This window comes from Legionella maioricensis, assembly GCF_023618015.1.
Lineage (GTDB): Bacteria > Pseudomonadota > Gammaproteobacteria > Legionellales > Legionellaceae > Legionella > Legionella maioricensis.
Map to the genome: position 1 here is coordinate 89,714 of NZ_JAJKBJ010000005.1, position 24,064 is coordinate 113,777.

The following is a 24,064-nucleotide window of genomic DNA, read 5'->3' on the forward strand; positions in this document are numbered from 1 at the left end:
GTAAAATGAGGATTATTTTTTAAATTTCAAGTGATCATCATGAATAATGAATTACCTCCGAATTCGAATACCGATTCCCAAGCTTTGTTAAACCAAATTATTATTGACTATATGAAGGAGCAAAAAAGAAAGCGCAGATGGCGTTGGGTGATGCGAATTATTTTTTTATTAATTATTGCTTACGTGGGCATCTATTTATTTTTTGTAGGAAATGAAGATACGGGCTCCAATTCAAAATCTCATGTAGGTCTCATCGATATTAATGGCGAAATTTTTGATACTAAAGGCGCAAATGCTGATGACTTTGCCCAGGGGCTAGATAGCGCATATAAAAATACAGGATTAAAAGCATTAATCATTCGTATTAATAGTCCTGGCGGTAGTCCTGTGCAAGCTGAATACATGTACAGCACTTTAAAATACTATAAAAATCAACACCCTGAAGTAAAAACTTATGCCGTTTGTGTGGATTTGTGTGCTTCAGCAGCCTATTACGTTGCTGTTGCCGCCGATGAAATATATGCCAGTCCTTCCAGCATGGTTGGGTCTATAGGAGTGGTCTATAACGGTTTTGGTTTTGTTGACTTGATGAATAAAGTCGGTGTAACTCGGAGATTGCAAACTGCTGGAGCCAATAAAGGCTTTTTAGATGCTTTTTCTCCTCCTAATGGGTTACAGCAACAAAAACTCCAGGTCATGCTTGATTTAATCCATCAGCAATTTATTAATCGAGTCAAAGAAGGAAGAGGGGACCGGTTGCATATTGATAAGGATACCTTTTCAGGACTTTTTTGGGTTGGTGAGCAGGCGTTGACCATGGGGTTAATTGATGGGTTGGCCAGTAGTGGGCAGTTAGCTCGTGAAAAAATTAAAATAGACAGTCTTGTTAATTATACTCACAAACAAAATCTTTTTGAGCGAGTCACTAAAAATCTGGGCACTGCTCTGGCCGATGAACTGCCGCTAAGTCTGGGAATTAAACCAGGACTAAGATAATTAAGATAATAAGTCTATTCTCGATGGGGCCATAATCTGATTAAGGATTGTTGCTCCATGACTTTAACTCCATTAATTCCCTCTTGTAATTTATAAGAATTTTTACAGAATAATTATACCTAAGTGATTGTTGTTTGGGGCTATTCTTTATTTATTTTTTCATATAATCTGTTGGACTTTAGCCTTTTTTAAAAATTAGAGAAAAACGGTTTATTAGCTTTATAAAAAAGACTAAAGGCCAGTAATAAATTCTGTTTATGGCCATGTTATTAATATAGTTTAACGAGGTCATAAGTAATAATTTTTAAATAAAAACTGACAAGGAAGAAAACAATAATGAGCCGGAGTCGATGGATAATTAAGCTGTTGATGAGCGTGGTGGTTTTTTCTTTTATGACGATTAGTAACGCAGGAACTCCTCTATGGTCCATTACCCAAGCAGATAAAGAACACTTTCCTTCCCATGTTTTACTTTCAGCCAATGGCAGTGCAATTATTAAGTACCTGGTCACCAATAATTCCAGAAAACTTCATACCTTGGTAATGACACCTATTCCCGGTATTAGTGCAAGTTGGCAATGTTTGAATGCGACTCAACAGTTTCCAATCGGGTATAACGAATCTTGCATCCTTACTTTGACTGTAACCGCCAATGCGTTACAGCACAACGTTACTAGTGGTCCAGTAATCTGCCAACAGGGTAACCCACTCCAATGCTATCAACCCGATTCTCGCGAGAATCTGGACATTAGGACAGCTGCACTGAGTGCAGCGACACTAACCGCTAGTGTATCAACTTTGGCACTTGCAACCAATGGTGAGCCAAGAAAAATAATCATTACAAATACCGGCCCGAATGCCGCAATCAATGTCAACTTAAATTTATCACCAGCATTTCCAGCAGGCACCACTATAGCGCCCAGTTTTTGCGCCACGATTGCACCGGGTGATACGTGCGTGTTGATGATTACACCAGGTTCAACACCTAGCGCTCCACCGGGGGTTAATAACCCGACGCCCATTACACTTACTGTTGCCGGCGATAATACCAATACATTAACAGAGACAATAAATATTCTCACTTATGGCAGTATGTATCAATCGGGTTATGTATTTGCTATTAATGATTCTACCCCAAATACTACTAGTATTGGTGGGAAAGTTGCGACACTTCAGGATCAGGTTTCTGCTATGACAGGAGTTATATGGAGTTCTAACGGGAATGGCGGAACCAGCGGTGATGTAGCTAACGATAATATACCCGGCATCTTGGAAACCTCCGTTGCCCCACCTTGTAATGGGAATACAGAGGGTTTTTGTAATACTGGGGTAATTGTGGCTTTTTATCCTGCTGTTAATTTATCTTTTTATGCAGCTGGGCAGTGTAAGATTCCAATTGACGGCTATTCGGACTGGTATTTACCGGCTATTTGTGAAATGGGATACGATGCTACTGCGAGTGGAAGCGGTTGTGGGACGCAGGTCACACCGACGCTGCAAAACATGCAATCAAACTTGATCGACAATGGTGCTATCAATAATCTTTTGGGTGTCTATTGGTCCTCTACAGAGGCTTCCTCTAATCCTACTGGCGGGGCATGGGTACAAATACTTGCTACCGGTGGTCTAACTCAGCAGGGGCCTGATGATAAGTTTGAGCAACGTGGTGTGCGTTGCGTTCGCGCAATTACCCCTTAAATTCTTTGATTGGCATACGCTGTTTTTATTTTAACGCGTATGCCGCAATTTTGTTTGACGATAAAAAACAGTCCGGTGGCGTTCTCATTACCACATGGCTTATGCTACCAGTACCATTTCATTTTTGATAAAGCCCGACCAATTCGGCACTACCAATAACATGTCCCGTCATTGCTCGCAGTATTTCATCTTTGGTTGCGCCATTATCAAGACTTAATAAAGTATCCAGAGCATATAATTTAAAAACATAACGATGCGCTCCAAAAGGAGGGCAGGGGCCACGATAATTAGGACTGCCCCAACTGTTTTGTCCATGGGAAGAGCCTTCAGGAACCGAGCTTCCAGCGACCAGTTGAGTGACAGTAGGGGGTATGTTAAACAAAACCCAATGAGTCCATACTCCGGAGGGTGCATCCGGATCTTCAACAACAAGAGTAAATGACTGAGTATTAGCCGGAGCATTCTGCCAGGTTAAAGGTGGCGACTGGTCATCCCCATTACAGGTATATCGCGCCGGAATCATCGTATTTAATTTAAATGCAGGACTTTCAAGGGTGAAATTGGCTGCAAAAATTTTATAATCATACATCCCTAATAGGACGAGTAAAAGTAAAGTAGATTTCTTCATTGGAATTTTCCTCCAATTAGTCCTGTGTGTTAAGAAAGAAAAATAATATTAAATTCAATAGACTCATTTTAGTAGAGTGTAGCAGTTAAATCATAGTCAGGGTTAAGGAGAATGGAGTGCTTGGGAGTTTGCAACGGGTTAACGGATTCGCAGGATGAAGACCATATACATGGTCTACTAGAGCAAATTAAAATTTTTTTTAATGTTATTCATTAGCAGGCGGCCAAGCCACCTGCTAATAAGTAGATTATTTTAGAGCAGGAGAGATGGTTTGCAGGAGCGATTTAAATACTTTGGGTGTTCCGGCAACTGTATCTCCGTTTTTGAGGAAATCATCTCCTCCTTGTAAGTCACTGATCAATCCGCCAGCTTCCCTGATTAATAAAGAACCTGCAGCTATATCCCAGGGACGCAGACCAAACTCCCAAAATCCATCCAGTCGACCGCTTGCAACATAGGCCAAATCAAGGGCTGCAGAGCCTGTTCTTCTTATCCCGGCACATTTACCCAATAAGGCTTCAAAAGTGGGTAAATACCGTTGAGCTAAAGCCACATCTCGGAATGGAACACCTGTACCTAAAAGGGAGGCGCTAAGCTGAGTTTGTTTTGAGACGCGTATCCTTCTATCGTTTAAGCGGGCTCCTCTACCTCTACTGGCAGCAAAGCATTCATGACGAAGCGGATCGTAAACTACTCCATGTTCAATTCTATTTTTAATTTTCAAGGCTATAGATACTGAGAAAAAAGGGAAGCCATGTAAATAATTGGAGGTTCCATCAAGAGGATCAATAATCCATATTGATTCTCCATCACCATCTTGAACACCGCTTTCTTCGGCAAGGATTCCATGCCCCGGATATGCTTTATGAATGCAATTGATGATCGCTTGCTCTGCTTTGATATCCACTTCACTAAAATACTCATGACCGTTTTTAGCGGTGATTTTTAGACGGTCCACTTGCTCCATGTGACGGATAATTATTTCGCCTGCTTGCCGTGCGGCGTTCACTGCAATATTTAAAAGTGGTTCCATGAATATACTCTTTATTTAAAAAACCAGCGATTCTACCACATTTTTTTTATTCAGAGAGAAGTCTAATCAATAAATGCTGTGATATAGTTAGATATTGTATTAAATATAAGTTTTTTTATGAAGTTAAGTTCCATTCGTATCGTATTAGTTTCTACTTCTCATCCTGGTAACATCGGTTCAACAGCAAGAGCAATGAAAACCATGGGTTTGAATTCTCTATACCTGGTTACGCCAAAATCTTTTCCTGACTATAAAGCTAAAGAAATGGCAGCTGGCTCTGATGATATTTTAGAACAGGCTGTGGTCACTGGGACTTTGGAAGAAGCATTAGCGGGATGTCAATTAGTATTGGCAACCAGCGCACGACCTCGTGGTTTGTCTTTGCCCGGTTTACTTCCATCCTCCAGTGCTGAATTGGTGAGTCAACAATCAGATCATACCCAGGTCGCCATTGTCTTTGGTCGAGAGCATGCTGGTCTAACTAATGAAGAACTACTAAAATGTCATTATCATATTCATATACCGAGTAATCCTGACTACAGCTCTCTTAATTTGGCCCAGGCCGTACAAATTGTTGCTTATGAGTTGCGTATGAAATTGTTATCACCTAAAGCAGAAGTGACGATGCGTTCTGATGAATATGCTACTGCAGATGAGATAGAGCAGTTTTACGAGCATTTAAAAGAAGTCTTTATTGAAATTAAATTTTTGAAAACTGCACATCCACGACGTTTAATGCAAAGGGTCCGACGATTATTTAATAGAACCAATTTAGAAAAAATGGAAGTCAGTATTTTAAGAGGGATGTTAAGTCAGGTGCAAAAATCATTGGAGTGGGCCAGCAAAAAGGGCAGGAGCGATTAGGATGATCAATAGGCCGATTTATTTTGATTATATGGCAACAACGCCAGTTGATCCACGCGTAGTGGAGCAGATGATAAAATATCTAGGACCTGAGGGACATTTTGGTAATCCCGCATCGACAACCCATATTTACGGTAAAGAAGCGGCTTTGGCTGTTGAACGAGCTCGTGGGCAAATTGCTGATTCAATCAACGCATCCATGCAGGAGATCGTGTTTACTTCGGGTGCGACTGAGTCGGATAATTTGGCGATTTTAGGTGCTGCCCATTTTTATAAAAATAAAGGAAAGCATTTAGTGACTATGAGTACCGAACATAAAGCGGTACTGGACAGTTTTCATCAGCTGGAAAAAGAAGGCTTCGAAGTGACCTATCTTGATCCTCAATCCGACGGCTTGTTGGACATTCAAAAACTGGAACAGGCGCTACGTCAAGATACAATTTTAGTATCCATTATGCATGTTAATAATGAAATCGGCGTCATTCAGGATATAGCTGCAATAGGTGAATTACTCCGTAATAAGGGGATTATTTTTCACGTAGATGCTGCGCAAAGTGCTGGCAAAATCGAGATCGATCTGCATCAGCTTTCGGTGGATCTAATGTCTTTTTCTGGCCACAAGAATTACGGCCCCAAAGGTATAGGCGCACTGTACATACGTCGTAAACCACGAATTCGTTTACAAGCGCAGACTTTTGGAGGAGGCCATGAAGGTGGCTTTCGTTCAGGAACTTTGGCCACTCATCAAATTGTGGGTATGGGGACGGCATTTTCTTTAGCGGAAAGTGAACGCAAGGAAGAACAAGTCCGCATTTTAAATTATCGCAATCAATTATGGGAAGGCATTAGACATTTACCGGGAATTCAGTTGAATGGACACGGGCACCAGAGACTTGCGGGTAATCTGAATATGAGCTTCGCGGGGATTGATGGGGATTCTTTACTGTTGGCTTTAAGAGAATTAGCTCTATCGACAATTTCGGCCTGTTCCTCTGCCAGTATTCAACCTTCTTATGTATTAAAAGCATTAGGATTGTCTGACGAATTGGCGCAAAGTTCAATCCGATTAGCAATAGGACGTTTTACCGAGGAGAAGCAAATTCAGCAAGCTATTGCTATAATCTGTTCACAAGTAAAGCGATTGCATGAAATATCACCACGATGATGTATAATAAAGATGTATAATGAAATAGTAGAGGATTGTTTTTTTCTGCCGAAACATGTAGGCGTCATTGATTTAGCTTCTCCTTTAACGGTGCATTTTAGAAGCAGTCAAAACAATCAGAGTGTCACTAAAATAGAATTGTATCTGCAATGTACTAAAAACGCATTGGTTAATAAGGCTTGTTTCCGAGCAACGGGAAATCCCTATGTCATTGCAGCTCTTGAATGGTTGTGTCGACATACCGAGGGCAAGGAATTAGGAAGTCTTATTTTAATCAACTACCAGACATTGATTAAAGAATTGGAAATACCGACTCACCAGTATCCCATTGCATTACAAGTTGAGGATGCTTATAAAGAAGTGGTGACTTTAATGAAGAAGAAATTAGAGGATTATAAATCATGAGCGTCGTAATACAGCATACTACAGAAAAACCTGGAATTAGTTTTAGTGAGTCAGCTAAAAACCACTTGATTTCGTATTTAGCTAAAAATGCAGAACATGTGGGTGTCCGTTTATCCGTCAAGAAAACAGGATGTTCGGGATTTTCATATGTTGTTGATTATGTAAAAATTCCTCTGGAAGGAGATATGATCATGCCTTTATCCGGGGATTATCTGGTGTGCATTGATAAAGCAAGCTATCCATTTCTTAAGGATATGCAGGTTGATTATGTAAAGCAGGGATTTAACTCTAAATTTATTTTTAATAATCCAAATCAAACAGGTCAATGTGGTTGTGGCGAGAGCTTTACTGTTGGATGATTGTTAAAACGTTTGCATTTACCTTACCACGCCATCCCGAGTTCTACCGCGTCATCTCGAGTGTTCGCGAAGATCTTCGGGGATGAGCACTGTGCCCGCAAGTGGAGATCCCTCACTTCGCTCGGGATGACGGTGTATTTCCCAATCCTTTCCATCGCGAACGAGTCATATCATCCGGAACCCCACCAAGTCGTCGAGCGTTCGCGAGAGGGCTCCAGAGATGAACACTGTGCCCGCAAGTGGATCTCTCGTTTGGCTCGGGATGACGGTGTATTTCCCAATCCTTTCTATCGCGAACGAGTCATATAATCCGGAACCCCACCACGTCATCTCGAGCGTTCGCGAGAGATCTCCTGGGAGGAACACTGTACCCACAAATGGAGAACCCCCGCTTCGCTCAGGATGACGGTGTCTTCCTGAGCCAGGATTATGGACTATATTTGAGAAAGTTGACAATATTTCAGGCTTGACGACTACAGGACTCAACTTAACATTCAATAAAGATTATTTTAAGAATAATCGTGAGATTTCAATGCGTTTTTTGATGTTTTCTGCTTAAATCTTTACCTTTATAGTCAATAATTAATTCATTCTTATTTTATAGTATTATTTAGTCAAAATATTTAAAAAAATCATACAATTATTTTTACAATCCTCTCGAAAATGATACAATAATTTTCCTTAATCTTCCCTTAATAAATGAATATCATTGAAACAATGTTTACACTCTTTGGAATATTTGATATTATATCGGACATGGTGTTCGGTGCGGGTTATTACTGGGCCTAATAATTATTCATTAATTTGTACTAGGAGATTAAAATGAATGCAGTAATGCAAGAAGTGGTGCAAGGTAACGAGGCACTTTCGCATCAAGTTATTAGCGCGGTTAAAGGTTATTTAGCCAGCGTTGGTAATAAAGATGCCAATTTGAACTTATATCAATTAATTGTTGAAGAAGTAGAAGCGCCTTTATTTCGTACAGTTATGGAATTAACTCGTTACAATCAATCAAAAGCTGCTCGAGTTCTTGGTGTAAGTCGCGGTACTTTACGTACTAAATTGAAGCGTTATTTTGATGATGAGTTTATTGGTACTCGTGATTTCTAAGTTAGTGATTATCTCTAAGCCTGGGTTTCTTCCAGAAATTTTTCAGCATTAATTCAACGTTATTTGTGGTCTTTAGCTGGGCACTCTGTTACTATCGTTCCCAGAGTTGGTCAGGCAATCGCTCTTTGTTTCAAAACAAAGGGAGGAAAGTCCGGGCTCCATAGGGCAGGGTGCCAGGTAACGCCTGGGAGGTGTGAACCTACGGAAAGTGCCACAGAAAATATACCGCCCGCTTGTTCTTGTAACAAGCGGGTAAGGGTGAAATGGTGCGGTAAGAGCGCACCGCGCGATTGGTAACAGTCGTGGCAGGGAAAACCCCACCCGGAGCAAGACCAAATAGGAATCCATTTGACTGCAAAGTCATAACGTGCGGCCCGTACGGGATTCGGGTAGGTTGCTTGAGGCATATGGTGACGTATGTCCCAGATGAATGGTTGCTCACGACAGAACCCGGCTTATCGACCGACTCTTTTTTTTCAAAAAATTTCCTGGTACAAGTGATGGTTAAATATAGGTCTCGGTGCCAGTGATTTCTTAGTAGACATTTAAAAATTTAAACCCATCGTCTCTGCTGGGGGAATTAATTCATTATATATATCCACAAACATATCTAATATTTCCTGGCTTGATAAATTTTCAACTTGATCCCAGTCCTTGGTAATCAAAAGAAATTCATCGGCTTTTTTTCGAAGAGCGGGACTCAATTTCTTATCATCTACATTATTGAGATACGACTCTAGGCAAGTGTTCACATACCGTGAAATATAAAATGTATCTTGTACTTGTAATGAATCTATTGTTTCTCGATGGCTATTTCTTCGACCTACACCAAAATCAATAATAAAATTGATAATCGCATGATCCTGGATATCTGTCAGTATGTTATCAGGATTTTGCAAGTCTCGGTGCGCGTTACCTTTGGTATGCACATGTTCCACTAAACATTCTAATAAAGATCTGCCTAGATTTAATTTTTGTTTATTGGTTAAATCACCAATTTTTGCCATCACTTCATCAAGTCTTTTACCCGGTATTTTATTCATGACCAATGCACTTCTAAATTCTTGTTCAGGATTACTAATCCAAAAGAAGGGCTTCTGTTGCCTTATCCAAAAACTTGGCGTCCTACTGTTTCATTATGTTGCTCGAAAAGTAATAGTAATAACTTTTCATCAGCCTCACTCAAGCTTGCTAAATTGATATGCTTTTTCTCAGTCATACAGTAGCTCACTTAGCATTTTTATAAAGAAATAAGCTGTATTAATTATAGTCATATTGGAGTATTTTATTTGAAGATAGGGAGACTTGGGGGTATCAAAATTAAAAGCACCAGTTAAATAGATGTTTTTGGGCAAATTTTTTAGTTCATGGGCGGAAATGGCTCGCTTCGAGCCATTTCGTTCATAAGTCTTGTAATTTTTTGATAAGAATACTTTATAATAGATTTTTTCTTAATAGGACATTAATTTGTTCAGGATTAGCTTGTCCTTTCGTTTGCTTCATTATTTGCCCCACAAAAAATGCCAGGAGTTTTTCTTTTCCTGCTTTATATTCAGCAGCCTGTTCGGGGTATTGTTGAATTACCGCTCTAATCATTTCTTCTAAAGCAGAACTATCATTCATTTGTTGATAGCCTTCGCGTTTGATGATTGCATCAACATCTTCTTCGCCATTCCAAAGCATAGTAAAGATATTTTTGGCAATATTGGAAGAAATAATATTGTCTTGCACCTTATTCAGGAGATTAGACAGGGTTCTTGCGGATATTGGCGGAGCTTCAAAAGTTAAATTATGTTCATTTAAAGCAGCGGCATATTGGCCTTTCAACCAGTTGATAATTATTTTATCAGTGGCATGACTGGATGATTTTACTTCTTTATAAAATTGATAAGCGGCTGGCGAGGACAGGATAAAATTAATGTCTTCATCATTTAATGAAGGGGTGTTTTTTAATTCACGGTAAATTTTTTCAGGTAAATCAGGCAAGCTGTTTTTAATTTCTGCTATTTGAAATCGGGTGACCTGGATGGGTAATAAATCAGGATCAGGAAAATAGCGGTAATCATTTTCATTTTCTTTATCGCGCATGGAGTGAGTGGAGTCGGTGTCAGGATTATACAAACGAGTTTCTTGGATAATTTGCTGACCGCTTTCCAATAAATCCTCATGTCTTGCCCGTTCAAAGGCTATTGCCTTTTCAATATAGCGAAAAGAATTTAGATTTTTAAGTTCCGTTCGGGTACCCAGTACAGGTGAACCTTTTGGTTTTAATGAAAGATTAACGTCACAACGAAAAGATCCTTCTTGCATGTTGCCATCGCAAATTCCCAGGAATCGCACTAATTGATGTAAGGTTTTTAAATATTTAATTGCCTCTTCAGCAGAATACAAACAGGGAGCCGTTACTATTTCAAGAAGTGGAGTTCCGGCTCGATTGAGATCGATACCCGTAAAATTAGCATGCATTTCATGTAAGGATTTCCCTGCATCCTCTTCTAAATGAGCGCGGACAATTTCAACCGCTTTTTCACTGCCATCATCAAGTTTAATGATTAATTGGCCATTACTGACTATCGGTTTCTGAAACTGGCTAATTTGATAGCCCTTAGGCAAGTCCGGATAAAAATAGTTTTTTCTTTCAAAAATAGATAGGTCATTAATATCTGCATGAATGGCTAAACCGAATTGAATGGCCATTACAATGGCTTGCTGATTTAATACCGGAAGTACCCCAGGTAAACCGGCATCAATAAAACAAGTCTGTGTGTTGGGAGAAGCACCATAGGCTATTGAGGCGCCTGAAAAAAGTTTGGATTTTGTTTTTAATTGGGCATGAACTTCAAGGCCAATGACGGTATCCCATTCCATAAAATCACCTTTATTCGTTTGGACTGGCCAAGTGCCAGCTGGTGTGTAATTGGTAGTGATGAGCTATATTGAGCAAGCGACCCTCACTAAAATGCTTACCCATTAATTGCAGTCCTACGGGTAGCTTATTATCATGTCCTGTGGGTATGGACAGGGCTGGTAAACCCGCCAGATTTGCTGCTACAGTAAATACATCAGCTAAATAATTTTGGATGGGATCTGCTATTTTTTCCCCCAGTTTAAAGGCGGCAGTTGGGGTTGTAGGTCCTAAAATAACGTCTACTGAGTTCAGTTTTTCTGCCAACTCCTCTTGAATCAAGCGTCTGATTTTTTGAGCCTGCAGGTAATATGCATCGAAATATCCAGCCGATAAAACATGGGTTCCGGTAAGAATTCGGCGTTTGACTTCAATACCAAAGCCTTCACTACGGGAGCTAGTGATTAATTCAGTTAAACTGGATGCTTTGGAGCTGCGATGACCAAATCGTAATCCATCATAACGAGAAAGGTTGGAGGAGGCCTCAGCACAGGCAATAACATAGTAACAGGGGACCCATAATGGTTGAAGTTTTAGTTCCATTTCAACAATTTCAGCGCCTAGACTCTCAAAGAGTTTCACGGCCTCACGAATGGCTTTTTGTATTCCTTGATCTACCTCTGGCTGAAAAAAGCAGCTAGGTAAACCAATGCGTAATTTATTGAAAGGTTTATTGATTTCGACACTATAATCAGGGATAGAGGTGTCTACGGAAGTAGAGTCGTGTTTATCAAAACCAGCTATGGCTTGAAGAACAAGAGCAAGATCCTCAGCGCTTTTAGCGAAGGGGCCTGCTTGATCCAGGCTTGATGCATAGGCAACCATGCCATAACGAGAGACCAGGCCATAAGTCGGTTTAATGCCGCTGATACCACAAAAGGCCGCGGGTTGGCGTATAGATCCCCCGGTATCAGAACCAATAGCAAAGGGAATTAAACCTGCCGCAACGGCAGCAGCGGAACCGCCTGAAGAACCACCTGGAACGCGCTCTTTATCCCATGGATTTTTTACTGGGCCAAAATAACTGTTTTCATTGGCAGAACCCATAGCAAATTCATCCATATTGGTTTTACCAAGAAGTATTGCTCCTTTTTCTTTTAATTTAATAGCCAGAGTTGCGTCATAAGGGGCATAAAAATTAGCCAACATTTTGGAGCCACAAGTCGTTTTCATTTTTGTGGTGCAAAACAAATCCTTAAGAGCCATGGGAATTCCAGTGAACACTTTTCCCTGACCGTTTTTTAGATCTTTATCTGCCTGATAAGCTTGGGTTAATGCATACTCTTCATCTACACTGATAAATGCATTGAGATCGCTATTGGCATGGATTTTATTAATATAGTGTTGCGTTAATTCAGTACTGGAGATTTCGCCTTGATGTAAGGCTTTGGATAATTGAGTAAGCGAAAGTTGTTCCATAATTATTTATCCGACTCTATGACTTTAGGCACCAAATACAAGTTGTCTTCAAACACCGGCGCCATGGCTTCCAGTTCAGCAATACAATCCTCTTCGGTTACTTCGTCTGTTCTGAGGCGCTGATGTAAAGCGAAAGGATGAAAAAGTGGCGCTACATTCTTGGTCTCCACTGATCGTAATTGATCCACAAAATCCATGATGGCGCTGACTTCATGGGTTAACCGGGAAGAGTCTGAAGATTCAGTATCCAAATAAGCTAAACGCGCAATTTTTTCTAAGTCTTTTTGAGAAATAGTCATAGTGGCATTCCAAGAGAAAGTGACTCATTATATCGAGATCGCGTTAAAAATGAAGTAGTACATTGCACTAGACCGGTTTTTCAGTAGAATGATTGGCAGTTATTAACAATTAAATAGAGTATGTTATCTATGCTGCAACAGTATAAAACGCAAGGTGGAGTTCATGTCGAGTTATCTCAGGAGTCTCTGGATTATCAACAGGGGATAGAGTCTCTTCTTGAGAGTCTTGATTCACAACGAGGTGCTCTTTTTGCCTCCAGCTTTGAATATCCAGGGCGTTATACTTGTTGGGACTTGGGATTTTATAATCCGCCGTTGGCTATTGTTTGTAAGCAGAATCTCGTTAATTTGGAAGCTTTAAATCAACGTGGTGAAGTGTTGCTGGGTTTTATTTATCCCTTGTTGATTGCTCAGACAGGATTAGAAATACTCGAGAACACCGCCGCATTTTGCCAGATTAAAATTAAAGCCTCAGAACAAGTCTTTAGTGAAGAAGAAAGAAGTCATCAACCCTCTGTGTTCAGTATTATTCGACTATTACTTGCTTTTTTAAAATCGGAAAAGGACTCTCATTTAGGTTTATATGGCGCTTTTGGTTTTGATTTAATCCATCAATTTGAAGATTTGCCTCAACACAAGAAGAGAGAGCTGGCACAAAGAGAAATGGTTCTTTATTTACCTGATGAGATTTTTATTGTGAATCATCGCAAAGAAGAGGCTTTTGTTAGGCGATATGATTTTCAATATCAAGGTAAATCAACTCAATCATTGGCAAGAGAGGGTATTTATCAACCTTATCAGCCATCCAATAGGCCTGATAAGAGTTGCGATCATGCCCCGGGTGAGTATGCTGAAGTAGTGCATAAAGCGAAAGAACGCTTTGCTTGTGGCGATTTATTCGAGGTAGTTCCCAGCCAGACTTTTTATACCCATTATACGGAGCAGCCTTCTGGCTTATTCTGTCAAATGCGTCGTCTTAATCCATCGCCGTATGGGTTTTTTATTAATTTAGGAGAAGGAGAGTACCTGGTTGGTGCTTCACCTGAAATGTATGTACGTGTGCAGGGAAAAAGAGTAGAAACTTGTCCTATTTCAGGAACCATTAAACGCGGTGCTGATGCAATTGAGGATGCTTTTAATATCCAAACTTTACTTGATTCGCCCAAAGAAGAATCAGAGCTGACTATGTGCACCGATGTGGATAGAAATGATAAGTCGCGAGTTTGTGAGGCAGGCAGTGTTAAAGTGATAGGCAGACGCCAGATTGAGATGTACTCTCGTTTGATCCACACCGTTGATCATGTGGAAGGTATTTTAAGAGAGGGCTTTGATGCCGTTGATGCTTTTTTAACGCATATGTGGGTAGTCACCGTTACCGGAGCTCCTAAAATTTGGGCGATGAATTTTATAGAGCAGCATGAAAAATCACCACGTAAATGGTATGCAGGGGCCGTGGGATGGTTTGGCTTCGATGGTAATTTAAATACAGGATTGGTTTTAAGAACAGTACGTATAGAGAAAGGAATTGCTGAAATTCGTGTCGGGGCCACCTTGCTTTATGATTCAATTCCTGAGGCCGAAGAACAAGAAACTCGCTTAAAAGCCTCTGCTTTTTTAGATATGCTCCAAAAAGTCGAGCCAAAAGGCCGGTTGGATAATGCTGCTGCGTTACCTTTAACAGGAAAGGGTAAAAGAGTATTACTTATCGATCATCAAGATTCTTTTGTGCATACTCTGGCGAATTATATTCGCCAGACCGGCGCTGACGTTACTACAATCCGCTTTGATAAAGCATTAAATTATTTAAAAGAAAATCAGTACGATTTAGTGGTTTTATCTCCTGGTCCTGGTAAGCCCAGTGACTTTAAATTATCCGCAACCATTGATGCAATAATTCAGCAAGGTATTCCTTTATTCGGGGTATGTCTGGGATTGCAAGGGATTGTTGAATATTTCGGCGGGGTTTTAGACGTACTTGATTACCCAATGCACGGTAAACCTTCAATGATCAATGTTTTGGATTCCGATGGGTTATTTGCCGGGTTAGAAAAAACGTTTAAGGCGGGCCGCTATCATTCTCTTTATGCCAGATTGGAAACAGTGCCTAAAGAGTTATCCGTCACCGCTATGAGTGAAGATGGAGTGGTAATGGCTATTTCCCATCATCATTTACCAATACATGCTGTTCAATTTCATCCCGAAACCATATTGTCTTTACTCAACCAGGCTGGGATAAAAATCATTACTAATTTGATGCGGATGGTGAAATGAGGAAAAAAGTCTTGATGCTGTATACTCTTTCGGTGTTATTGGGAGTATTAACCGGTTTAATCGCTTCTTTATTTCAATTAGCTATTGCAAAGTTTGATGTCTTATTGAGTTCTTTTTTCACTTTTGTTCAGGATCATGGCTGGCCGGTAGGACTGATTTCGGCAGTTTTAACCATGTTGATGGTCTTGGTAGCCTGGCTTTCTGTGAAGCATATAGCTCCGGAAGCCTCGGGAAGCGGTGTTCCTGAAATTGAGGGTACTTTGTTACATCTCAGGCCTATTTTTTGGAGGCGTTTAATTCCGGTAAAGTTTTTTTCAGGCATTTTAGCCATCTCTTCCAAAATGGTTGTGGGTAGGGAAGGACCTACAATACAGATGGGCGGTAATTTAGGAGCAATGATTGGCGAGCTGTTTCATCTGACGCGCCATCGATGCGATACTTTAATCGCTGCAGGTTCAGCAGCGGGCTTGGCTGCAGCATTTAATGCTCCTTTAGCGGGAGTATTATTTGTCATGGAGGAAATGCGAAATCAGTTTAATTACTCATTTACCAATTTTAAAATGGTCGTTATTACTTGTGTTACGGCCACCATAACGCTCAATCTTTGTGTTGGCTCACAACCTGCCATTAAAATGGAATTATTTGATTTACCCAGTTTGTCGTCACTCTGGTTGTTTTTTGTCTTTGGTATTGTAGTAGGATTGGTGGGGCTGATGTTTAATATAGTATTAATGTGGACTCTGAGACAGTTAGATAAATTAGAGCCCAGGCACCATTTAGCTTATGTGTTACTGGTCGGCCTTTTGGTTGGTTATTTAGCGTATTTGTACCCGCCAACAGTTGGTGCCGGTTACGGTATTATTAATCAGGCATTAACTTTGTCACCCAGTGTTAACGTTTTATGTTTTTTATTGGTCATTAGATTTTTTACTACGATGCTCTCTTATTCGACCAGTGTACCAGGGGGTATTTTTGCTCCTATGCTGTCTCTAGGTACTTTGCTGGGTTTAGCTGCATTTCACCTCTTTCACTGGATGACTATGGATTTTTCTATCCAGCCTGGAATGTTTGCTGTTGCTGGCATGGGAGCCTTGTTCGCGGCTACAGTACGTTCTCCGATTACAGGAGTGATTCTAGTGGTGGAAATGACCCAAAACTATTTATTAATTTTACCCTTGATGATTACCTGTATCACTTCAACAACGGTGATGCAATTAGCCAGGAATCAGCCTATCTATACCCAGTTATTGGAGCGAACTTTAAAGTTAAAGTTAAAAATAAAAGCCTAAAATATTCATATAGTCAAAAATTATCTCTGTGGTTAATATTGGCTCTACTTGGTATATAATTTATATAAATTGTAGAAAGGGTAGAAAATATGCCAAAGAATTTAAAAATGTTATCGATTAATGAGGATCGACCTGAAATCAGTGTTAGATTAAATGAGCTCATTATTCAATATAATAACAGCAATGATTATAATGAAGATAATAGCGGTGCGGATAAAACAATTATTAATGTTGATATTCTTGAAAAGATAATTGACCTTAGTGAGGATTATATTACTTCTATACCAATTGAAGAGCGCTCATCTTTTCTTAATGAGCAAGATCCTCGCTATTTGCAACTTTTAACGAAATTTCCCACCCTTCATCAAATTTTACAATTAGAAAAAAATGCATCAGAACTATTGGAGCTATCTAAATACGGTCAAACCGTGGCGAAAGCACGATGGAAATTGCTAAGTATGTTTTTCATATCGAATCCAGCTAATCCTACCAAGTTACCGGTCAAGCGACTCGAGGATGAGTATTTCCCGGAGTTTAAATACGCAGGAGCTGAAGAGAAAGCATCATGGATAAGCGCACCTGAGCCTTTTTATCAAGGTAGCGTGTTAAGCTTAAGAGAGTTTTTACAGAGCATGTCCAGTGTTATCTATTTAGATAACATAATCCACTATCAACTCCATTTTAAGGACGGTCTTGTTTATAGTAATGATGGACTTTTATTTAATACCCGGAGGTCAATTGGTTTAAATATCCAATCTGGTTACTCTATATTTGCGCTATCCCCCGATTTACAGTTATATGCAAGCGATCCGAATACCGTATTAGACCCCAATTTTCATCATTCATCTTTTTTTCGAGGGAGGCCAGTTTTATGTGCTGGGGCACTTAGAATTGAGAAAGGTAAGATTATTGAAATAAATTTGCTCAGTGGACATTACAAACCCGATAAGAAACAACTATTGGCATTTTTAGCATTATTAGAAGAAGAAGGAGTTGATCTCACCGTTGTTAACGTAAAAGATCATCCACACGGAACGATGCAAAATGCAAAATATTACTTAACCCATCGCGGATTTTTAGCCGGTGAAGATTCATATAAAGAGGCTAGAAACGCAAAACTTCAGTTTGAGAATGACAACTACCACAAACATCTTGAAACGGCAATTCGCCAAGGTCATTTACAAGCAAAATTCGATCAGGCAGTAGATTTTATACATGGAGTATTTTATCCAAAGGATATTTCTCATGGCATATTCCTCTTATTGCAGTTGTTACCTGTTAAAGGTATAGGGGATCAAGCGAAGCAATTCTTAGATAATGAGATAGGGCGGTCGATTATAGATATTTATACGAAATATAACGATAAAAGTGGCTCATATGAAGAGACAGTGATTGAGATACAGGCCCGAATTTCTAAAATCAAAAAACTCGACATTTTATTCTTTTTTGCGGATTTCTTTAAACATTTAAATAACGAAACATTATTAAAAAGCGTACAAGAACGAGTTATTGAGGTAATAAAACAAAGCAAAAAAATTCATATTAAAGATGATATTAGTATCAATAAAATTTTAGCGGGATCGCCAAGTTTAGCTACCTATATTACATATAAAGAGCAACACCCTGAGTTATTTGAACAAGAACCAGCTAAGGTAAGAAGTAATCGCCTTCAACCTAGAAATAAAAATTAGGGTAAGGTGTAGATACTGTCTTTTAATGTAAGAGAAATTTCCATTAAAAGACAGTATCTACTCAGTAAAATGGAGCTGGATTCCGTTTTTTCCTTTATTTAACTGATGTGAACCACAATTTTTCCGAAATGCTCGCTGGACTGCATGTATTGATGAGCCTGTTCGATTTCCTCAAATTTAAATTCACGATCAATAATAGGGGCAAAATTTTTATTTATTAGATCATTAAACCAGTGTTGATGGGCTAAGCGCCACAGTCTGTTTTTTTCTTCCATGCTTTGTGGCCTGAGAACAAAACCCGTAATCTGCAGCCTTTTACGCATGATTAAGGCCAGATTGCATTCAACAGTACTTCCTTTAAGACAGGCAATTTGGATCAATTTACCTTGAGGTTTTAGAAGGTGAAGGTGTTTATTAAAATAGTCTCCACCAATAAAATCAAGGATCAGATCAATACTTTGCTCCTCGATTAAGTCTTCAAAATCATTTTCCTTGTAATCGATTACCTGATCAGCGCCAAGAGCCAAGGCTTTATCAATCTTGTTTTTATTGCCTACAGTGGTAATCACTGTTGCTTTAGTGAGCTTTGCCATTTGAATTGCCAGGGAAGCGATACCACTCCCTGCTCCATGAATCAACAGAATTTGTCCGGGTTGCAGTGAGCCCAGATCGAAAAGAGTGGCGTAAACCGTGGTTAGTGCCTCAGGCAAAGCCGCCGCAAGCGTATAATCCCAGTTATGTGGAATGAGATGAGCCAGTGATTCATCAACAGGGCACAATTCAGCATAGGCCCCGCTGCCAACGAGACCATAAACTCTATCTCCGGGTTTAAACTGACTGACTTTTCTACCTACCTCTATCACATCGCCTGCTACTTCAAGGCCAGGTATATCTGATTCACCTGCTGGTGGCGGATATTTACCATATCGTTGCATTAAATCTGCTCTGTTTAATGCCGTTGCTCTGACTTGTACTAAAATTTGCGAATCACTGTATTTAGGAGAAGGTCCTTCAGCAATAACTAATTGGCTGTGCGCACCTGGATTTTCTATGTGTATGTATCGCAAAATTTGTTCCTCCGGTTAAGTTCGAAGCTATTTGAACAGAGACAAAGCCATTACTTTTAAATTAGCTACCTTAAAGGCTCAGAAACTCGATTGTAAAAAACATGAGCTATTAGGCGAGAAGGTGCATAAGATATCTTAAATAATTTATACTACATTAACTCGTTTAGAGCTCGCATAATTATCGAAAATCGCTATATAATCTTATTTTGAAGTGCTGTAGTGAATAGAATTTACGAAACCTGCCAAACTAGAAGCAGAAAATTTTTATAAGCATTTAGATTAATTAACTATTTGAATTAGAAATTTCTTAAAAAGATTGAATGGTTGGTAAATCCTAATCTAATACATCATTAATCGCTATATGGTTGGCTAATGGCTAAATTTAATCACCAAAGTCTCTATGCTTGGCTCTTTATAGTTCCACAACTTTTTATCACTGTCGTGTTTTTTATTTGGCCTGCTTGCAGTGCTCTGAGGCAATCTTTTTTTTATAGCGATGCTTTTGGCTTGCATCAGCATTTTGCTGGACTCACCAATTTTTTTGATTTATTCCTTGATCCCGCATATGCCAAAGCAGTTTGGGTTACCTTCGTTATCGCGATTAGTGTTACATTTTTTACCATGAGTCTGGGGCTCATTATGGCGTGTTTAGTACGTAATCGGGTTAAAAGCCAAGGTATTTATAAATCCTTGTTGATTTGGCCTTATGCCATCGCCCCGGCCGTGGCCGCTATCCTGTGGCGTTTTTTATGTCACCCAACCTTAGGATGGATGACTCAGGCGTTACAGTCTGTAGGTATTCATTTTGATTATGTAAATAATGCACATCAAGCCATGTTGGTCGTTATTTTGACGGCCAGTTGGCAGCAGTTTAGCTATAATTTTTTATTTTATTTTGCCGCCCTTAAAGCGGTGCCACAGAGCCTAATTGACGCAGCTATTATTGATGGTGCTTCTCCCAGGCAACGTTTTTGGCAAATCATTATGCCTCTATTATCTCCCACCACCTTTTTTCTTTTAATTATGAATCTCATCTATGGTTTTTTTGATACCTTCGGTATTATTCAAGTAATGACTCATGGCGGACCGGGTAACAGTACTACTAATCTAATTTATAAAGTATATGAAGATGGATTTGTAGGAATGGATTTGGGCAGTTCATCTGCTCAATCAGTATTATTAATGGCCATTGTTGGGGTAGTCTCTTTGCTGCAATTCAGATATCTGGAAAAAAAGGTTCATTACGAATGAAACTATTTATTAATCGCGTGTTATCACATGGATTATTAGTTTTATTTATTATGTTCATGCTATTACCTTTATATTTAGCAATAGTTGCTGCGAGTAATGAAGGTGCTGCAATGATGCAATCGCAACTCCCACTTCTTCCGGGCTCTTCTTTTTTTAAAAATATGAAAACCGTATTGACGGAAGGGTTATCGGTTACTGGAGGCGAACCGATTACCTCTATGTTATTGAATAGCTTGTTGATGGCTTTTGGTATTGCTTTTGGCAAAATCATCCTGGCTTTAGGTTCTGCCTTTGCCTTGGTTTATTTTGATTTTCCTTTTAAGAAGTGGTGCTTTGCATTTATATTTGCCACCATGATGTTACCCGTAGAAGTAAGGATTGTTCCTACTTTTCAAGTGGTTGCCTCGTTTGGATTATTGAATTCATTTTCAGGATTAACTTTGCCTCTTCTCGCATCAGCTACAGGGACCTTTCTATTTCGGCAGTTTTTTAAAACCATTCCCAAGGAGTTGGTTGATGCAGCAAAATTGGATGGGGCAGGCCCCGTACGCTTTTTTTTCGATATTGTTTTGCCTTTATCCAAAACTCAAATTTCCGCCTTATTTGTCATTTTATTTGTTTATGGGTGGAATCAGTATTTATGGCCTCTGGTCATTACTACAGAAACCAAAATGGCTACTATAGTGATGGGCATTCGATATTTGGCGGGGGTCGCGGATCAAGTTCCAGAATGGCATTATATTATGACCGTCGCATTGATTGCTCTGATTCCACCCTGTATGGTGGTTATGGTGATGCAACGGTGGTTTGAAAAAGGATTAAAGTAGCATGGCAACTGTTGATTTAATAGACGTATCAAAACATGTTGGACCAACAACCATTTTGAATAAATTAAGTTTAAGCATCAAAAAGGGTGAGTTCATGGTGGTGGTTGGTCCTTCTGGTTGCGGTAAGTCGACCTTATTACGATTAATCGCGGGACTTGATGAAATCAGTTCTGGAACAATCAAGATCAATAATCAATGCGTCAATGAGCTTCCTGCAGCCAAAAGAGATATGGCTATGGTTTTTCAAAATTATGCTCTTTATCCGCATATGACTGTTTTTGACAATATGGCTTACGCATTAAAAATGAGACGTTTTAGCAATAAAGAGATTAACCAGCGGGTTACAGATGTGGCTAAATTACTTCAGTTAACTCCTTATCTGGAGAGGAAACCCCAAGCTCTTTCAGGTGGTCAAAAACAAAGAGTCGCCATGGGAAGAGCTATGGTGCGTTCCCCTGCAGTATTTTTATTTGATGAACCACTATCTAATTTAGATGCAAAATTGCGAACAGAAATGCGTCATGAAATAAAAAGATTACATCAACAATTTAATACAACCAGTCTGTATGTGACCCATGATCAAACAGAAGCAATGACTATGGCGGAACGGGTTTTAGTGCTTAATCAGGGGCTGGTTGAGCAAATTGGAACACCGCAAGAGCTCTATCAAAATCCTGCCACTCTTTTTGTGGCAGGATTTACAGGGCATTATCCCATTAATTTTATTAATGGGACATTTGATAAAAAGACTAACACTATTCAATCCAGTTTAGGAGTTCATTATGCGGCTCCCGAATGGACAGAAGATCCTGCAGATAATAGCCAGTTAATTTTGGCCATCAGACCGGAACATGTTCAGCTCTGTTCTGAGAACAATCAGCAAGGTATTGAGCTTCAAGTTGAATTTATTGATGATATGGGAGCAGATAAGTTGATCCAGGCTAAGTGCATTAAAAATGAAGAACGACTTAGTTTGCGTATTCCAGCAGATCATCCTTTGGCAAATGGAAAAATACATGTTGAACTACCTAAATTAAAATTGCATGTATTTCATCAGAAAACAGGTAAACGTATTGGAGAATGGCGTGGCTAAAGCAAAGAATAAATTAAAATTAATTGATGCTCCTGTCTATCGTTATTGGGAGGCACTTTATATGTCCTTTTATTCAAGACGTTTGTATGTTGATGTAGGCAAGCGTTGGCGCGGTCTTGGAATACTCTATCTTCTATTAGCCATTGCCGTACTGTCTATTCCATTTGCGGTAAGAATGAGTATTAATTTAAATCAATCTTTTAATGATCAAATTATTGAACCCTTGCTGTTATTGCCCCCCGTTTATGTCCAAAATGGAAAAGCATCGTTGGATAAACCCATGCCTTACCTTGTTAAAAATAAAAAAAATCAGGTAGTTTTAATTGTAGATACGACGGGAAAAATAGATAAATTTGGCCCAGAATATCCTTATCTTAATATTCTCATTAATAAAGACAAAATTTATTTTAAAATACCAACCCCCCAACTGTTTGGCTCAAATACGACGGAACTTAATCCAGGCGTTCCTTTATCTCAATCTTTTGGCGAAGGAACGAATTTTGTATTCAGTGGTAAAAAAATAGTCGAAGAAAATAATATGATGGGGTTGAAATATGCATCGGAATTGATGATTTATCCCATAGTCGTGGCCATGTTTTATTCCATGTTTGTCGTGATTTTTTTAGTGCTTGCATTTTTGGGACAAGTTTTTTCGAATATCTTTTTTTCGTTTAAAATTTCATTTATGCAGTCCAGTCGATTATTCCTTGTTGCTACAACGCCCATGCTCTTGGTTTTAATGTCGTTGTTAACTCTTGATGCAATATTCCCTGGACTTGGTTTTATTTTATTGGTCCTCATTACCTTATACTTTAGTTTTGCCGTGTATTCATTGAAAGCAGAAAGTACTCGGATGGCGAACTTATGAGAGAGCTAATCCATTTTGCTCATGGCAATGGATTTCCCTCACTCTGCTATAAGCAAATGTTAGATCATTTGGAGGCGAGATTTAATTATTGTTATATAGATAGGATAGGCCATGATCCTTTGTATCCTGTAAGTGAAAATTGGCATAATCTAGTTAAAGAAGTTCTTGCCAGTATTAAAAGACAAGCACAACAACCTGTAATCGCCGTGGGGCATTCTTTAGGAGGAGTATTAAGTTTATTGGCTGCAATAGAAGAGCCGCAATTATTTAAAGGCGTGATTATGTTGGATTCTCCGCTTATTGGTCCTTTTAAATCCAATATGGTGAAACTGGCAAAATCTCTAGGTGTTATCGATCGTATTACTCCAGCACTCAGAACTAAAGGACGAAGGGATTATTGGCAAAATCACGATCAACTGATTCGTTACCTAAGGACTCGTGACTTATTCAAAACTTTTACCGATGAATGTTTGAATGATTACATCACGTATGGTTTGGAGTATAAAGAAAACGGGTATTACTTACGTTTTGATAGACATATTGAATATCAAATTTACCGCACCATCCCCCATATTATTCCCCAATATAAAGGGAAACTATTAACCCCATCTGTATTGATATATGGTGACAAAAGTTCTGTGGTTGATAGAATGGATGTGCGTTATATGAAAAACCATTTTAAGATAAAATGTTTTAAAACCAAGGGCACTCATTTATTCCCAATGGAGTACCCGGAAGCTGTTGCTCAACAGATAATAGCTGCTGTGGATGCACTATAATTTAAATAAATGCCTGGTGTTAAATCGGGTTGGCAGATAATAAGGAG

At 39.3% G+C, this 24,064-nt stretch carries 22 protein-coding genes and 1 other RNA gene; 16 read left to right on the forward strand and 7 right to left on the reverse strand.

What is annotated here, in order from left to right; genetic code table 11:
* Nucleotides 1–39: 39 nt before the first annotated feature.
* Together LOX96_RS06160 and LOX96_RS06165 are read left to right on the forward strand one after the other, a co-directional pair.
* Nucleotides 40–996 (forward strand): S49 family peptidase, encoded by a 957-nt coding sequence (locus tag LOX96_RS06160; protein ID WP_250421868.1) that lies wholly within the window; start codon nt 40–42, stop codon nt 994–996.
* 336 nt (nt 997–1,332) lie between these two features.
* Entirely contained in the window at nt 1,333–2,694 is a 1,362-nt protein-coding gene (locus tag LOX96_RS06165; RefSeq protein ID WP_250421869.1) for a DUF1566 domain-containing protein, read from the forward strand.
* Between the two features lie 118 nt (nt 2,695–2,812).
* Here the strand turns inward: LOX96_RS06165 and LOX96_RS06170 are convergent, their stop codons facing one another.
* Together LOX96_RS06170 and LOX96_RS06175 are read right to left on the reverse strand one after the other, a co-directional pair.
* Nucleotides 2,813–3,322 (reverse strand): YbhB/YbcL family Raf kinase inhibitor-like protein, encoded by a 510-nt coding sequence (locus LOX96_RS06170; protein WP_250421870.1) that lies wholly within the window; start codon nt 3,320–3,322, stop codon nt 2,813–2,815.
* 247 nt (nt 3,323–3,569) lie between these two features.
* Complete coding sequence (locus tag LOX96_RS06175) at nt 3,570–4,355, reverse strand: inositol monophosphatase family protein (RefSeq protein ID WP_250421871.1); 786 nt, start codon at nt 4,353–4,355, stop codon at nt 3,570–3,572.
* 117 nt (nt 4,356–4,472) lie between these two features.
* Between LOX96_RS06175 and trmJ the strand changes: the two genes are divergently transcribed.
* The 6 genes from trmJ (at nt 4,473) to rnpB (ending at nt 8,732) form a co-directional block, all read left to right on the forward strand.
* Entirely contained in the window at nt 4,473–5,219 is a 747-nt protein-coding gene (gene trmJ, locus LOX96_RS06180; RefSeq protein ID WP_250421872.1) for a tRNA (cytosine(32)/uridine(32)-2'-O)-methyltransferase TrmJ, read from the forward strand.
* Nucleotide 5,220: 1 nt separating this feature from the next.
* Nucleotides 5,221–6,384 (forward strand): IscS subfamily cysteine desulfurase, encoded by a 1,164-nt coding sequence (locus LOX96_RS06185; RefSeq protein ID WP_284498323.1) that lies wholly within the window; start codon nt 5,221–5,223, stop codon nt 6,382–6,384.
* 12 nt (nt 6,385–6,396) lie between these two features.
* Nucleotides 6,397–6,789 carry an iron-sulfur cluster assembly scaffold protein gene (locus LOX96_RS06190; protein WP_250421873.1) on the forward strand — a complete coding sequence of 131 codons (393 nt, stop codon included), beginning with the start codon at nt 6,397–6,399 and terminating at the stop codon, nt 6,787–6,789.
* Entirely contained in the window at nt 6,786–7,148 is a 363-nt protein-coding gene (locus tag LOX96_RS06195; RefSeq protein ID WP_250421874.1) for a HesB/IscA family protein, read from the forward strand. The genes LOX96_RS06190 and LOX96_RS06195 overlap by 4 nt, the downstream gene beginning before the upstream one ends.
* Before the next feature lie 822 nt (nt 7,149–7,970).
* Nucleotides 7,971–8,258, forward strand: a complete 288-nt coding sequence (locus LOX96_RS06200; protein WP_250421591.1) for a helix-turn-helix domain-containing protein — start codon at nt 7,971–7,973, stop codon at nt 8,256–8,258.
* Nucleotides 8,259–8,360: 102 nt separating this feature from the next.
* Nucleotides 8,361–8,732: RNase P RNA component class A (rnpB, locus tag LOX96_RS06205), an RNA gene on the forward strand.
* 71 nt (nt 8,733–8,803) lie between these two features.
* On the opposite strand, the gene LOX96_RS06210 is transcribed toward rnpB, so the two are convergent.
* The 4 genes from LOX96_RS06210 to gatC form a co-directional block, all read right to left on the reverse strand.
* The gene (locus tag LOX96_RS06210; RefSeq protein ID WP_250421592.1) at nt 8,804–9,301 is read right to left on the reverse strand and encodes a protein kinase family protein; all 498 of its coding nucleotides are present in this window, start codon (nt 9,299–9,301) and stop codon (nt 8,804–8,806) included.
* A gap of 391 nt (nt 9,302–9,692) precedes the next feature.
* Nucleotides 9,693–11,126, reverse strand: a complete 1,434-nt coding sequence (gene gatB / locus LOX96_RS06215) for an Asp-tRNA(Asn)/Glu-tRNA(Gln) amidotransferase subunit GatB (RefSeq protein ID WP_250421593.1) — start codon at nt 11,124–11,126, stop codon at nt 9,693–9,695.
* A 10-nt stretch (nt 11,127–11,136) separates the two neighbouring features.
* Entirely contained in the window at nt 11,137–12,582 is a 1,446-nt protein-coding gene (gene gatA / locus LOX96_RS06220; RefSeq protein ID WP_250421594.1) for an Asp-tRNA(Asn)/Glu-tRNA(Gln) amidotransferase subunit GatA, read from the reverse strand.
* A 2-nt stretch (nt 12,583–12,584) separates the two neighbouring features.
* Nucleotides 12,585–12,881 carry an Asp-tRNA(Asn)/Glu-tRNA(Gln) amidotransferase subunit GatC gene (gene gatC / locus LOX96_RS06225; RefSeq protein ID WP_250421595.1) on the reverse strand — a complete coding sequence of 99 codons (297 nt, stop codon included), beginning with the start codon at nt 12,879–12,881 and terminating at the stop codon, nt 12,585–12,587.
* 129 nt (nt 12,882–13,010) lie between these two features.
* Here gatC and LOX96_RS06230 point away from each other — a divergent pair, with 129 nt between their 5' ends.
* The 3 genes from LOX96_RS06230 to LOX96_RS06240 all read left to right on the forward strand — a co-directional run bounded on the left by LOX96_RS06230 (nt 13,011) and on the right by LOX96_RS06240 (nt 18,132).
* A complete protein-coding gene (locus LOX96_RS06230) occupies nt 13,011–15,152 on the forward strand; it encodes an anthranilate synthase component I (protein ID WP_250421596.1) in 2,142 nt (713 codons plus the stop codon).
* Nucleotides 15,149–16,441 (forward strand): H(+)/Cl(-) exchange transporter ClcA, encoded by a 1,293-nt coding sequence (gene clcA / locus LOX96_RS06235; RefSeq protein ID WP_250421597.1) that lies wholly within the window; start codon nt 15,149–15,151, stop codon nt 16,439–16,441. The genes LOX96_RS06230 and clcA overlap by 4 nt, the downstream gene beginning before the upstream one ends.
* Before the next feature lie 89 nt (nt 16,442–16,530).
* Entirely contained in the window at nt 16,531–18,132 is a 1,602-nt protein-coding gene (locus LOX96_RS06240) for a hypothetical protein (RefSeq protein WP_250421598.1), read from the forward strand.
* Between the two features lie 98 nt (nt 18,133–18,230).
* On the opposite strand, the gene LOX96_RS06245 is transcribed toward LOX96_RS06240, so the two are convergent.
* The gene (locus LOX96_RS06245; protein WP_250421600.1) at nt 18,231–19,199 is read right to left on the reverse strand and encodes an NAD(P)H-quinone oxidoreductase; all 969 of its coding nucleotides are present in this window, start codon (nt 19,197–19,199) and stop codon (nt 18,231–18,233) included.
* A gap of 372 nt (nt 19,200–19,571) precedes the next feature.
* On the opposite strand from LOX96_RS06245, the gene LOX96_RS06250 reads away from it, so the two are divergent.
* Genes LOX96_RS06250 through LOX96_RS06270 form a run of 5 tightly spaced genes read left to right on the forward strand, consistent with a single transcriptional unit; the run spans nt 19,572 to nt 24,017 of the window.
* A complete protein-coding gene (locus tag LOX96_RS06250; RefSeq protein ID WP_250421601.1) occupies nt 19,572–20,450 on the forward strand; it encodes an ABC transporter permease subunit in 879 nt (292 codons plus the stop codon).
* Entirely contained in the window at nt 20,447–21,277 is an 831-nt protein-coding gene (ugpE, locus tag LOX96_RS06255; protein ID WP_250421602.1) for a sn-glycerol-3-phosphate ABC transporter permease UgpE, read from the forward strand. The genes LOX96_RS06250 and ugpE overlap by 4 nt, the downstream gene beginning before the upstream one ends.
* 1 nt (nt 21,278) lies before the next feature.
* Nucleotides 21,279–22,370 (forward strand): ABC transporter ATP-binding protein, encoded by a 1,092-nt coding sequence (locus LOX96_RS06260; protein WP_250421603.1) that lies wholly within the window; start codon nt 21,279–21,281, stop codon nt 22,368–22,370.
* Nucleotides 22,363–23,238 (forward strand): DUF1189 family protein, encoded by an 876-nt coding sequence (locus tag LOX96_RS06265; protein ID WP_250421604.1) that lies wholly within the window; start codon nt 22,363–22,365, stop codon nt 23,236–23,238. Before LOX96_RS06260 ends, LOX96_RS06265 begins: the two co-directional genes overlap by 8 nt.
* A complete protein-coding gene (locus tag LOX96_RS06270; RefSeq protein ID WP_250421605.1) occupies nt 23,235–24,017 on the forward strand; it encodes an alpha/beta fold hydrolase in 783 nt (260 codons plus the stop codon). Before LOX96_RS06265 ends, LOX96_RS06270 begins: the two co-directional genes overlap by 4 nt.
* The last annotated feature ends 47 nt before the right edge of the window (nt 24,018–24,064 follow it).